Annotated in this window: 12 protein-coding genes; 7 read left to right on the top strand and 5 right to left on the bottom strand. The window is 66.2% G+C overall.

The window, feature by feature from the left end:
- The first annotated feature begins 30 nt into the window (after positions 1-30).
- The gene (locus tag O1R50_RS12715; protein ID WP_270110435.1) at positions 31-741 is read left to right on the top strand and encodes a TetR/AcrR family transcriptional regulator; all 711 of its coding nucleotides are present in this window, start codon (positions 31-33) and stop codon (positions 739-741) included.
- Positions 742-904: 163 nt separating this feature from the next.
- Positions 905-2,140 carry an alpha/beta hydrolase gene (locus O1R50_RS12710; protein WP_270110434.1) on the top strand — a complete coding sequence of 412 codons (1,236 nt, stop codon included), beginning with the start codon at positions 905-907 and terminating at the stop codon, positions 2,138-2,140.
- 165 nt (positions 2,141-2,305) lie between these two features.
- Here the strand turns inward: O1R50_RS12710 and O1R50_RS12705 are convergent, their stop codons facing one another.
- Together O1R50_RS12705 and O1R50_RS12700 are read right to left on the bottom strand one after the other, a co-directional pair.
- Entirely contained in the window at positions 2,306-2,653 is a 348-nt protein-coding gene (locus O1R50_RS12705; protein WP_270110433.1) for a hypothetical protein, read from the bottom strand.
- The gene (locus O1R50_RS12700) at positions 2,646-2,975 is read right to left on the bottom strand and encodes a hypothetical protein (protein ID WP_270110432.1); all 330 of its coding nucleotides are present in this window, start codon (positions 2,973-2,975) and stop codon (positions 2,646-2,648) included. Before O1R50_RS12700 ends, O1R50_RS12705 begins: the two co-directional genes overlap by 8 nt.
- Positions 2,976-3,307: 332 nt before the next feature.
- Between O1R50_RS12700 and O1R50_RS12695 the strand changes: the two genes are divergently transcribed.
- Together O1R50_RS12695 and O1R50_RS12690 are read left to right on the top strand one after the other, a co-directional pair.
- Positions 3,308-4,141: a Scr1 family TA system antitoxin-like transcriptional regulator gene (locus O1R50_RS12695; protein WP_270110431.1), complete on the top strand. Its 834-nt coding sequence runs from the start codon at positions 3,308-3,310 to the stop codon at positions 4,139-4,141.
- The gene (locus O1R50_RS12690; protein ID WP_270110430.1) at positions 4,125-4,367 is read left to right on the top strand and encodes a DUF397 domain-containing protein; all 243 of its coding nucleotides are present in this window, start codon (positions 4,125-4,127) and stop codon (positions 4,365-4,367) included. The genes O1R50_RS12695 and O1R50_RS12690 overlap by 17 nt, the downstream gene beginning before the upstream one ends.
- A gap of 68 nt (positions 4,368-4,435) precedes the next feature.
- On the opposite strand, the gene O1R50_RS12685 is transcribed toward O1R50_RS12690, so the two are convergent.
- From O1R50_RS12685 to O1R50_RS12675, 3 genes are all read right to left on the bottom strand, one after another.
- The gene (locus tag O1R50_RS12685; protein ID WP_270110429.1) at positions 4,436-5,266 is read right to left on the bottom strand and encodes a CPBP family intramembrane glutamic endopeptidase; all 831 of its coding nucleotides are present in this window, start codon (positions 5,264-5,266) and stop codon (positions 4,436-4,438) included.
- 118 nt (positions 5,267-5,384) lie between these two features.
- The gene (locus O1R50_RS12680; protein WP_270110428.1) at positions 5,385-6,083 is read right to left on the bottom strand and encodes an NADPH-dependent F420 reductase; all 699 of its coding nucleotides are present in this window, start codon (positions 6,081-6,083) and stop codon (positions 5,385-5,387) included.
- A gap of 133 nt (positions 6,084-6,216) precedes the next feature.
- Entirely contained in the window at positions 6,217-7,098 is an 882-nt protein-coding gene (locus tag O1R50_RS12675; protein ID WP_270110427.1) for a peptidoglycan-binding domain-containing protein, read from the bottom strand.
- A 209-nt stretch (positions 7,099-7,307) separates the two neighbouring features.
- Between O1R50_RS12675 and O1R50_RS12670 the strand changes: the two genes are divergently transcribed.
- From O1R50_RS12670 to O1R50_RS12660, 3 genes are all read left to right on the top strand, one after another.
- Positions 7,308-7,691 carry an effector-associated constant component EACC1 gene (locus O1R50_RS12670; protein ID WP_270110426.1) on the top strand — a complete coding sequence of 128 codons (384 nt, stop codon included), beginning with the start codon at positions 7,308-7,310 and terminating at the stop codon, positions 7,689-7,691.
- Positions 7,691-10,399, top strand: coding sequence for a caspase family protein (locus tag O1R50_RS12665; protein ID WP_270110425.1), 2,709 nt, complete (start codon positions 7,691-7,693; stop codon positions 10,397-10,399). The genes O1R50_RS12670 and O1R50_RS12665 overlap by 1 nt, the downstream gene beginning before the upstream one ends.
- A 521-nt stretch (positions 10,400-10,920) precedes the next feature.
- A partial coding sequence (locus O1R50_RS12660) for a hypothetical protein (RefSeq protein WP_270110424.1) occupies positions 10,921-11,837 on the top strand: 917 nt, incomplete at its 3' end.

The raw sequence follows: 11,837 nt of genomic DNA, 5'->3' as shown, positions 1-11,837 counted from the left end.
ATGGTTCTTCCAGCGTTCAGGAGGTCCGCCATGTCAGCAGAGCCGTCGATTCCATCGGTGTGGGCTCGCGAGGCCGCTCGCCGAGAGCCGCAGGGGCTCAGTCGTGACCGGATCGTGGCTGCGGCGCTGCAACTGCTCGACGAGGAGGGCCTGGACGCGCTGAGCATGCGGTCCCTCGGCAAGCGCCTCAATGCGGGAGCCACCTCGCTGTACCGGCATGTGGCCAATAAGGACGAACTGATCGAGTTGGTCGTTGACGAGGTGTACGCCGAGGTCGAGGTGCCCGGCCCGGTCGGTCATGAGGGGTGGCGCGACAGCATGTCGGCGGCGGCGGGCAGTCTGCGCGACATGATCCTTCGCCACCCGTGGGTCGCCGGGGTGCTCGGTCAGGTCGGCCTGGCCTATCTCGGACCGAACCTCTCGCACGCCTCCAAGCGGATGCTCGACATCCTGACCGCGGCCGGTCTCGATCCGGCCGAGGCCGACCAGACGATGAGCGCGGTGATGGCCTATGTGATCGGCATGGTCACCAGCGAGACCGCTTGGCTGGCAATGGTCGTGCGCAGCGGCAGGACCGAGCAGGAACTGGTCGAAGGGCTCCAAGAGGTGCAGGGGCATCTGTCGGAGACACCCGCGGCACAGGAGCACAACGATGCGGCCCGCTACCGGGATGACAGCTTCGCCTTCGGACTCGACCTGATCCTCGACGGCCTCGGTACCCGGTTGAGCCGCAGGGCATAACCTCCCCTTCAAACCCGTCTTCAAGCCGGGCGATGCCTCCGCATCGCCCGGCTTCGTTTGTGCTGCATGGACAAGGGCGACGGGGGGAGTTGCGGCCAGTTTGAACTTCAGGGTACGGTGTTCGCATTACGAGTACAGTGTTCGCAACGATGAAGGAGCCCCCGTGAACGCCGCCCCCGACACCTCGACACAAGCCAGCGAAGGCCCTGCCCCGCAACAGCAGTCCCTGCCCCGGCGAATCCTCGCCCGCCTCGGGCGCGGCGCGGCCTGGGCGGTCTTCGCACTCATCGTCGTGATGGGCCTGGCCTTCTTCGGCGGCCCGATCCCGCTCGGCCCCGCCGAAGACGCGGTCAGCGTCATCGCCATGCTGGTGCCGTGGATGACGGTTCCACTGATCGCGTTCGGCGCGATCGCGATCGCGGCCGCCGTCCTCGCCTGGCGGGCCAAACGGCACGCACTGCTGACGGCGGGCGTGCTCGCCGGACTGCTCGCGGCCCTCATGATCGCGGTGCCCTTCGCAGCCGCTTCCACTGCGGCCGAAGACCACGGCGCAGCACTGTCGTGGGGTGAGTACTTCGCCGCCCCCGACACGGTGACTCCCGACCAGACCGAGACCTACGCCGTCATCGACGACGAGAAGCTCTACGTCGACGTGTACCTGCCCGAGCAGCCCGCCGCGACGGTGCCCGCGATCGTGTACGTCCACGGCGGCGGCTGGTCGGGCGGCACCCGCGACGAAAGCGCCGCCGCACAGCAGTGGCTGGCCGACCAGGGCCTCGCGGTCTTCTCGATCGACTACCGGCTCGCCTCCCCGCCGCGCTGGCAGGACGCCGTCGGCGACGTCAAATGCGCCCTCGGCTGGGTCCGGGCCAACGCGGGCGACTACGGCGTGGACCCGTCCAATGTCTCCATCGCAGGCGACTCGGCGGGCGGCCAGCTCGCCATGATGGCCGCCTACACCGTCGACGACGCGCAGTTCCCGCCCTCCTGCGAAACCGAAGAGGCCCCGGTGACCTCCGTGATGGGCTGGTACGCCCCGACCGACCTCACCACCCTGACGGCCGACTCCGACATGCCCGCCAGCGCAGAGGGATACCTGAGCGACTACCTGGGCGGGACGCTCGAAGCCGAAACCGAACGCTACGAGGCCAGTTCGCCGCTTACCCACGTCACTGCGGGACTGCCGCCGACCATGATCGTGCAGGGCGAGGCCGACCGCCTGGTGTCCACGGCGCAGGGCGCTGCACTGGCGGACGCGTTGGAGTCCGCCGGCGTCCCGGTCACCGAGCTGGACCTGCCGTGGACCCACCACGGGTTCACCGGCCAATGGGGAGGTTGGGGCTCGCAGGTGCTGCGGCCGGCGGTCGCGGCCTTCCTGGAAGAGCACGTCGCGCGCTGATCGGGCTGGGCCATGCGGCGCAGAGCCGGTCTTGGCACAGACTCCTTGGGACGCTTGAAAGGCCGGTCGACCCCACCATGTCGACCGGCCTTCACGGCTCCGCGATCCTCCTGGGCAGGTTGACCGGATCGCGGAGCGGTACTTGTGCCGCTGCTTGAGCGGCTGTTATCTGCTGGCGGCCTTGGCGATCAGAGCCTTGGCCTGCTTCAGGATCGCCGGGCACCACGGGTCGCCGCGCCAGGAGCCGTTCCACTCCGGGACGTCGTCGGGCTCGTCGGTGAAGCGGCAGCACTCGCGGGCGCCCACGCCGTCATCCACGTCGATCAGGTAGAAGCCGGGCACGTTCGGGTAGCAGCCCTGGTCCGGCGGGATCTTGTAGACCGCGAACAGCGCTGGGCCCCTGGCGAAGTCACCCAGGTAGCCGTGGGTGCTGGAGCTGCCGTCCGAGCGCAGGCCGTGGCGACGGTCGGCTGGAGGTTCGGCGGGGCCGGCCGGGGTCGCGGTCTTAGCCATTGCAGAACCTCACCGAGGGCGGGGCCGAACCGACCGGCGTCTGGGCGCGATGGAAGACCCGGAAGGCCGACTCCTCCACCCAGATCTTCCACGTGGGCTTGAAGGACCGCCAGAACGGACCCCAAGTTGCCTTCAGCTCTTGGGAATTGAGCCCGGAGACGATCAGCACGATGTCTTCACGGTCCCCGGTGAGCACCTGGAACGAGTCCGGCGCATCGGCGCTTGAGACGCGGACTTTGTAGGTGCGGTAGTAGTCATCGCGGAACGACCCACGCACAAGGGCCGCAGGATCATTCGCTCCCGGCTGATTCGGACTGCTCATCGTCTCTCCTCCACTTTCGGGTATCGGATTTCCGACAGAAGTAGCGCCCGGAGCTGCGGCTAGCGGGAGGCGCACAACGGCCCCGGGACTTCCACCGAGTCGCGACCCGTATGGCGAGGTTCGCGACATCCATGAATCTAATCTGAGTTTCCGCAGGTCACAAGATGAGAATCGCTGTGTGACAAGGGTTTCGTGAGAATCTGGCCGTGACTTTTTAGCCAGGAGTTTCCCGCACAGAGTCACTCACACCGCGTTTCTCACGGTCGCGATTTTGCTGTGGACTGTGCGATAGTGAGGATTCGTTTGCCCGATCTTGAAGCCTGGGGGCAGGTATGGCGGAGAAGGAACTCGGCTCGTGGTTCAACCGGATGATGCTACGGAAGGGGCGTCTCGCACAAGGTAAAACTCAGCGACAAGTCGCAGACGAAGTGCTCATCTCGACAGACTCCTACCGGGACTACGAAGCTGGGCGTACCGGGGCACCCGGCAAGAACATCAAGGCGCTTGCCGAGGCCTGCGGCCTCAGCAAGGAAGAGGCCAACTTCATGCTGATTGCGGCACTCGCCCATAAGAGCAGTGCGGCGGTCGAGGCCGACATGCGGTTCAACGCCTTGTACCTGGCTCTGGCCGAGGAATACTACGGCACCTTCTTCAAGTTCGACGCCAACCTCATCCCGGGTCCACTCCAACTCCAGGAGTATCAGTACATAGTTTTGCGACTGGCTGAGGGAGCCACCGAAGAGCAGCTCGATCGCGGTTGGCTGTTCAAGGACGGCCGAGCCGAAACCATCTGGAACCGGTTGGACCGCCCAACCATTCAGTTCCTTATCGGCGAGACTGCGCTCCATCAGCTCCGAGAAATCTCAGCGGAGCTCTATCAGGCCCAGATGGCATATCTCCGCCGGTGGTCTCGAAAGCCAGGCGTGTCGATCCGAATCCAACGCGGTCCGATCCCCGCCCGCCTAAGCAGCTTCGACGTCTACATGCAGGGCGAGAGCGAGCTTTCGGGCCCGCCTTTCGTATACACCGAGATCGCCGACTCAAGCTGGCTCATCGATGATCCCGCTCGCATCGCGAGTTACGATGGCATCCGCAAGAACCTGTGGAAAAAGGCGATCCGGATCGAGGTCTACAACGATGACGACTGGCGTGACCGTTTGGCGTAAGAGCACTCGCAGCGGCGCCGACAACAACACCAACTGTGTCGAGATCCGCCGCGTCTGGCGCAAGAGCGCCCGCAGCGGCGGCGGGAACAACACCGACTGCGTCGAAGTCGCCTTCTGCTCCGACGACGATGGCTTCCACCTGCGGGACTCGAAGCTGGACACCGCATCCCCGGTGTTCGACCTGTCCCCCAAGGACTTCACTGCCCTGATCAGCGCCGCAGGCTGACAACACAGACTCCAGAACACCAAGGGGCGCCGTCCATGTGGACGGCGCCCCTTGGTTTCTCAGAGGTGTTAGAGCGAGGTGTAGCCGAGGGAGATGGCGATGATGCCGATGACCGTGGCCAGGGCCGCCGAACCGGGGTGCATGCCGATCGAGATGCGGATGTCCTGCTTCTTGTAGGCGAGCCAGATGCCGGGGAAGAGGAAGATCAGCTTCGACACGACCGTCCAGGGCGCCCAGAAGTGGTAGACCGAGAACAGGAACATGTTGAAGATCGGCGCCCAGTTGCCGAGCTGCGGCAGGCGGGGCAGCAGGAAGCCGCGGAAGTAGTACTCCTCGATGAGCGGCAGGATGAAGCCGGTGAACGGCCCGCAGATCAGGAGGGTCGTGAGCAGCATCTGCTGGGAGAACCCGTCGAGGTAGCCGACGCCCGAGGGGTCGGCGCCTTCGTACTGGACCCAGGTGAAGAACGCGTTGTAGATCGGCGTGTCCAGGACGGGCAGCAGCGCGAGCGACACGATGAACATCCACAGGAGACAGAAGATGATCATCCCGGTGACCTTGCCGCGGGTGACGGGCCGGTCCATGTAGCCGAGGGCACCGCGCAGCGAGTACTTCCCGGTGCGGTACTTGCCCAGCCACAGCAGGCCGAACTGGATCGGGAAGAGGATCACGCACAGGGCAATGGCCCAGGCGAGGAACGGCGGGTATTCGATCGCGCGGACCAGGGGCGCGGCGACGAACGCGTACACGGCGACGATCAGGGCGCCGGGGACGAGGTGGAGGGCGATGGACAGCGGGATCGAGTGCTTCTCGGCGAGAAGCAGTTCGGCGAATCGGTTAGGACGGCGGTTCGGGTGGGCGGCTTTCCCAGCGGCCAAGGGGTTCTGCGTCGTGTTCATGTGGGAAAGCATCGTCGGGTGCGCTGTCGCGGGCCTGTCGTCGCGCTGACGCTGCTCCTGACATGTGAAAGGGGCCGACGCTTGCGGCGTCGACCCTGTCGGATCTCGTTGTGCGGTCTTACATGTCGCGGTAGCGCTTGGCGGCTTTGAGCAGCGGTTCGATGTCGGCGGCGGTGGCCTGGCGGCCGGGGACGTCGAAGCCGCCGTCGGTCGGCTTCTCGGCGAAGTACACGCCGCCGTACGCCGGGGTGTCGCGCTGGAAGCGCCAGCCTTCGGCGAGCGGGCCGACATCGTAGGCGTCCCAGCCGATCGAGTCGATGAAATCCGCGACGGTCTTCTTCGCCGCCTCGTCGTCACCGGCGATTGCGAGGACCGAGCGTTGGGCGTCGCCGCTCGGGCGGGCCAACTCGGCGATGTGCTTGAAGTAGATGTTGTTGAAGCCCTTGACGACCGACGACTCCGGGAGGTGCGCCTGGAGGAGTTCGCTCGTGGTGGTGGACTCGTCGTCGAGCTCGGCGATCTTGCCGTCGCGCTGCGGGTAGTAGTTGTTGGTGTCGATGACGACCTTGCCGCGCAGCTCCTCGACCGGGACGGACTTGTAGGCGTGGAGCGGAACGGTGACGATGACGAAGTCGCCAGCGGCGGCGGCCTCGGCGGGCGTCGCGGCGCGGGCTTTCGGCCCGAGTTCGGCGACGAGGCCGGCGAGCGAGTCGGGCCCGCGACGGTTGCTGAGGACGACTTCATGGCCCGCCGCGACCGCGAGACGCGCGATCGTGCCGCCGATGTTGCCACTGCCGATGAATCCGATGATGCTCATGCCAGTAGACAACGAGCCGTTCATACCGGCAATTCCCCCAGTTTGCGGTGATAAGCGCCATCTCCGCAGTTCGGGGGGGGAGCCGGCCGGTCCACGGGGGCGGAGACCAGCCGGCTCGGCTCGGGTGCGGTCGTCACAGACCGCGCTTGTACTGCTCCCACCAGGTGAAGCTGCCCTTGTAGGCGTCCGGGGTGTTGTCGGCGGCGTGGCTCGCGAGGCCGTTCTTGCCGTAGAAGTAGTCGTGCACCTGCCGCTGCGCGGGAGCCGACATGTCGGTGTCGCCGACCGCGTTGGCGTGGATGTGGTAGCTGAAGCCCTGCTCGGGGGTGCGCAGCCAGGCCGCGAAGCCGACGTCGCGCATCGCCTTCACCGTCTGCCAGCGCTGCGTGGTGCTCATGCTGCTGACGTTGACGTCGACGACGCCGCCGCCGTCGTGCGTCCCGGCGGAGTCGGGGTTCCCGGTGGTGTACGAGCCCTGGGTGAGCGTGATGCTCCAGGAGAGCTTGGCGTCGGCCGCCGCGAGCATGTTCTTGGTGCGGGTGTTGACCCGCCTGCCGCCGTAGGTGTCCGTGCTCGACCCGACGCTCACGGCGCGGGTGACGGTGAACAGCCCGGTGTCGGTGCCGAGCTTCGTGAGCGAGGTCGGGCCGGGGATGCCGTTGGCGTCGAGTCCGGTGTAGCCCAGGGACTTCTGGTAGGCCGAGTAGGCGCTGATGGTGGTGGTGCCGTAGTGGCCGTCCACTGAACTCGCGGCGAGGAAGTTCTTGGCGTCGAGGGCCTGCTCGACGACCTTGACGTGCGGTCCGGCGGCGAGTGTGGTCCCGGTGCCGGTCTTGGGCGGGTCGACCATGGCGGCGACGAGGACGAGTTCCATGTCGACGGCAGTGGCGGCCTCGGCCGCTCCTCCCATGAGCACGGCGGGAACGGTGGCGGCGCCAATGCCTCCGGCGGCCATGATGGCGCGGCGGAGGAGCCAGCGCCGGGAGCGGGTGTCGGGTGTGTCTTGGGAGGTCATCTGTGGGTCCCTTCCAGGAGTTACGCACCGAGGGGTGGTCGACGCGACGTATGTCGTGTAACGGAACCATATCGAAGAAATCTTTCGTTGAGAAGTCCCCCAGTGAAACAAAACTTCACAGAGTCCGATCGGGTCCCGACCTCGCCAGCGGGCCGCCGCATTGAGCGCCCGGCAAATATCATTGAGCGACACTCGCCTGAGAGGTGGACATGTCCTCGACCGTCGACGTCGCGATCTCCACGGAGACCGCCAAATACGCCCCCGACAGCCCCCAATGGCGACGCGAGGTCGCCGCCTTCGCCACCGACCTGAGCCGCGAAACCGGCAGCGTCACAACGCGGTCGACCAACGTGCCCGGAACCAAGGGCGGCATCGCCGAAGTGATCCTCGCACTCGGCACCTCAGGGGCACTGGTGTCGGCGGTCCAGGTCTTCCGCGCCTGGCTCGGACGCGACAAGACCCGCACGATCACCGCCACCTGGACCGACGAAGACGGCAAGGAACAGCGGTTCACCTTGACGGGAGAGAACATCGACCAGCAATCCCTGACGACGCTGAGCGAATCGATCGGCCGGATGATCGAAGGCCGCTGATGCCCGAACCCCGGTACCGCGCCCTCCTCATCGGCAACGCCGTCTTCCGCCGCGACCCGCAGAACCTCCCGAAGCTGTATGGACCGCGAGCGGATGTGGACGCACTCTGCGAGGCGCTGGCCGACCCCGAGTCCGGCATGTTCGCCGCCGAGGACGTCGAACCGCTCATCGACCGCAATCTCCAGAACCTTCGCGAGGAGCTGCACCGCTTCTTCATCGAAGACGCGACCCGCGACGACGTCCTGCTCCTCTACTACAGCGGCCACGGCAAACTCGATATCCAGGGCCGTCTCCACCTGTGCACCAACGACACCCGAGTGAGCTCGCTGAGGGTCACCGCCCTGCAGTACAAGGAGGACGTCGACGCCCTCATCAAGGAGTCCCCGGCGGCCGCGGCGGTGACGATCCTCGACTGCTGCCACAGCGGCGCCTTCCGAGGCGGCGAGCTGAAGGTCAAGGCGACCGGCAAGGGCCGGTGCGTCATCACCAGCGCCGGCTCCGGTGAGCTCGCCCTGGACGCGCTCGGCCCCAAGGGCACCAGCCCGTTCACGACCGCCCTAGTCGCCGGTCTGCGCTTCGCCCGGGCCGAGAGCCAGTTGACGGCCCAGGACCTGTACCGCTACCTCGAAACCGAGCTGAGCCCGGCAGGCAATTCGAGGCCCCAGTTCTACTTCGACGGCGAAGGGCAGATCGCCCTCGCCCGGCGGCAGACAGTCGCCGTGACCGCGGGCCGGGATCTCTTCAACGAGTACCGAGTCCCCCTGACGCAAGCCGCCAGCGCGGCCGCTGTCGAGCCCGCCGCCAAGTCGCCTTCGCAGCGCCCAGCAAACCAGGGCCCGATTGACGTTGATCTAGCGGATTCCCTTGCGGTGCAACCGTTCGATTCGCCGCTCCCGGAGCCCCGAACCCATCTCTGGAACATTCTCAACGAAGCGGCGGCCTCGACTCTGCCTGACAGCGATCAGGATCTGGAGAAGACGGAGGCGCTGTGCGGCATCGTTCGAGTGGCGGCGAAGCTGGACCCGAAGTGGCCCTTGGCCGTGGTGCGACGTCTCAGCCCAGGCGAGACCCTGCAGTCGGTCGTCGAGGCGATGATCACGGGTCTCGCCGAAGTCGATGAAGGCTTCGCGCGCGAATACCTGGACAACTTGGGCCTGAGCAATCCGGAACACGCGGGAGAAGCGTCCCTCGCCTTGATCGACACGTACCCCGAGCTCGAATTCCTGAACAGCTTGGACCTAAGCAGCCCGGTACACGTGGGAGCTTCCCTCGCCTTGATCGACTCGCTCGCCGAGCACAAGCAAGACGAGGCCAAAGACCTAATGCGCGAGGCCATCGCCATGTCGCTGGAGCTGAGGGAGGGTTCGCAGGCGGCTCGGGCCCTGGTCAGGGTCATGAGAATGCTCGCCGAATCATCTCGCGGCCCGCACCTCGGTGGAAGGCCGAGGAGCGTGCTCCACTCCGCGGCCCGCGCGATCGCAGTGCCGAAGCAGGATATCGGGGGCCGCCTGGAGCGGGCGCTCGGCGACCTGGTGGCGCGAGAAAAGGACCCGGCGAGGAGGGCTTCACTGCTGGCCGACATCGCGATTCGGCTCTCACAGTTCAATCCCGAACTCGCCCACGGCTACTTCAGAGTCAACGGCCGTTTCCTTCCCAGGACCGCCTTCGATGCCGTTCCAACGGCGGAGATTGTCGTCGTCGCCGCCGCGATGCTCGGCACCGATCCGAAATCCACCTATCGGCTGTTCGAGATCGCAGAACTCCGCTGCCGCACCGAAGAGGACTGGACCGAGTACTTCCACGCTCTGATCCAGCTGCTGCAGACTTCGCCCGATCCCTCACCCACGATGGCCGATCATCTGGTCACCGCGGTCGAACGGACCATCGACAGCATCCCGGCCGACGAATGCCGACACCTGCGGTCGGCGGCCGCGAACCTTGTCGCCACCGCCCCGGCGTCCGCTGGTCGCCTCCTGCGACTCGACCCGGACGAAGACCGCATGCGCATGGGTCTCATCGAGACGGCGAAGGAGGCCGCCGGCGTGGATGCGGTTGCGGCCCGGAACATGGCCGTCGCGGCTGAGCGGCTGGTGCTCTCGATCCTCAATGAATCCAAGCAGGCCGATGGACTCGTTGACCTCGTGGAAGCCTTCGCCGCGGTCGACCCCGAACATGCTCTGCGGCTGCTGAGGTCCTTGCTGGAGGGCTCCTTCCCCCAATCCTTGGCGCTCAAAAGGGTCTCAAGGGTGTTCACGAAGGTGTTCCCGGATCGGATCGAACCGCTCATCAGCGAGTTCGCCTCGCGATCCGATAGCAGCATGAGCTATCTCTATGGCGGGATCGCCGAAATCGATCCCGCCCGTGCGATACAGCTGGCGGCGCCGATGCCGGATTCGTCCTACAAGGAATCGGTCTTCGCCCAGGCCGCCGCGAGCATGGCTTTGAGCGCGCCCGGCGAGGCTGCCCAGATCGCTCTCGGAATCGGCGACTCGTTCACGCGCGCCCATACGCTGAAGAAGCTCGTTGACATCATCGCAACGAACGACCCTGATGAGGCCGCCGTGCTCGCACGACGCATTCCGACCGAACCGAATTGCGAGTCTGCTCCTATCCGGGCGGAGAGGCTGGCATTCGAAATGGCTCCTGGACCGGAACGGACTCAGGCGCTGCTCGCCGTAGCGAAGGCGACGATGCAACGGCAGTCCTGATAAGAGAAGGATAAGAGGGGAACTGCTGTGGATCTCCGGTGCGATCCGCGGCTTGGTCCACGACGCCTCGGCTATGAACTGGTGATCACGCCCCGAATCACGATCAACGACTTTCTTGGGAGTTGACGGTGTTCCAGGTCAAACATCGCAGCGACAAAGAGGTGGCGGATTGGGCCGGGCCTCCGTTCTGCTGCGGGTTCTGATTCGTGTGGGGTTCAAGCAGGCGGCGACAAAGAGGTGGCGGGCCGGGCGGGGACCCTGTTCGGCTGCGAGGTCCGTTCCGTGCGAGGTTCAGGCGGGCAGCGACAAAAGGGTGTCATTGCGTGGAGGTCCCATTACGGCCCTGAGGCCGTTTCCCCATGCGGCCGAGGCGGTCCCGGCGCGGACTGTGAATGTCCCTCATGGAATGTTCACTCCATTGGGTGATGACGCCAAGCAGCCGACCTGTCATCATTGAACTACGAACAAGAAAGCGAAAACCGGTAGGACATTCGAGAACAGGAAGGGAGGCGAAAGGACCCATGAGCCACTGCACCACCACCCCGAACCCCGTCCCTCCCCTGGCCTCCGACCGGCCCGCCCAGGCAGCGGCTATCCGCTCCACCCTCGACGCAGCCGCCGCCGCCATCAACACCCAGCACGCCCAAGTGCTCTCGGCAGTGATCGCGATGAAAGAGCAGAACCTGCACCGCTCCGAGTTCGGCTTCTCCGCCCTCCGCGACCTGCTCCTGTCCCAGTTCGACTTCACGTTCAACACCGCAGGCGCCATCGCGGCCATCGCCCGCCTTTCAGGGAAGTTCCGTGTGCTCGCCGAGGCGGCGACGACCGGGAAAGCCAGAATCGACCAGGTCGCCTTCGCGGTCCGCCAGCTCGACCAGACCACGGCCATCCGCCACTTCGCCCGCACCCCCTTCACCACCCCGGTCCCCTCCCCCTTCGACCCCCAGACTCTGTGCGCGACGCCGGAAGCGATGGTCGCCCAGTACTGCGCGCATGCCACTTTCAAGGACCTGCGCCGCCACCTCGACGAACTGTGGGCCTCCATCGCCGAGGAGACCGAGCTGCTCGACGAACTCGGGCAGCAGTCCATGCAGCGCCTCGACCTGACCCCGCAGCACAACGGCATGTGGGCGTTGGAAGGGCAACTCTCGGACGCGACCGGGCGGCTGCTGGAGAAGTACCTCAAGACCGCCTGCCCCCCGCCCCGCCAGGACGAGACCGACACCGACGGCATCCTGCCCCCGCAAGCCAACCGCCACGCCGAAGCCCTCCACCAGCTCCTGGCCGGCTACGGCTCCTCCCCGCAGGCATCGACCCGGCACGGCCACACCGCCACCCTCAACCTGGTGGCGGACATCGAGACGCTGCAAGGCCACGACACCGGCCGCACCCCGCTCCTGGAAGGCGAGCCGATCAGTCCCGCCCGCGCCCGGCTCCT

The organism is Glycomyces luteolus, assembly GCF_027622875.1.
In the GTDB taxonomy this organism is placed as follows: domain Bacteria; phylum Actinomycetota; class Actinomycetes; order Mycobacteriales; family Micromonosporaceae; genus Glycomyces; species Glycomyces luteolus.
This window is presented reverse-complemented; position numbering and strand designations above follow the sequence as displayed.

Coding starts and splice junctions, on each gene's coding strand:
- O1R50_RS12715 (WP_270110435.1), top strand. CDS start 31: ATGTCAGCAGAGCCGTCGATTCCATCGGTGTGGGCTCGCGAGGCCGCT.
- O1R50_RS12705 (WP_270110433.1), bottom strand. CDS start 2,653: ATGGCTAAGACCGCGACCCCGGCCGGCCCCGCCGAACCTCCAGCCGAC.
- O1R50_RS12700 (WP_270110432.1), bottom strand. CDS start 2,975: ATGAGCAGTCCGAATCAGCCGGGAGCGAATGATCCTGCGGCCCTTGTG.
- O1R50_RS12695 (WP_270110431.1), top strand. CDS start 3,308: ATGGCGGAGAAGGAACTCGGCTCGTGGTTCAACCGGATGATGCTACGG.
- O1R50_RS12685 (WP_270110429.1), bottom strand. CDS start 5,266: ATGAACACGACGCAGAACCCCTTGGCCGCTGGGAAAGCCGCCCACCCG.
- O1R50_RS12680 (WP_270110428.1), bottom strand. CDS start 6,083: ATGAGCATCATCGGATTCATCGGCAGTGGCAACATCGGCGGCACGATC.
- O1R50_RS12675 (WP_270110427.1), bottom strand. CDS start 7,098: ATGACCTCCCAAGACACACCCGACACCCGCTCCCGGCGCTGGCTCCTC.
- O1R50_RS12670 (WP_270110426.1), top strand. CDS start 7,308: ATGTCCTCGACCGTCGACGTCGCGATCTCCACGGAGACCGCCAAATAC.
- O1R50_RS12665 (WP_270110425.1), top strand. CDS start 7,691: ATGCCCGAACCCCGGTACCGCGCCCTCCTCATCGGCAACGCCGTCTTC.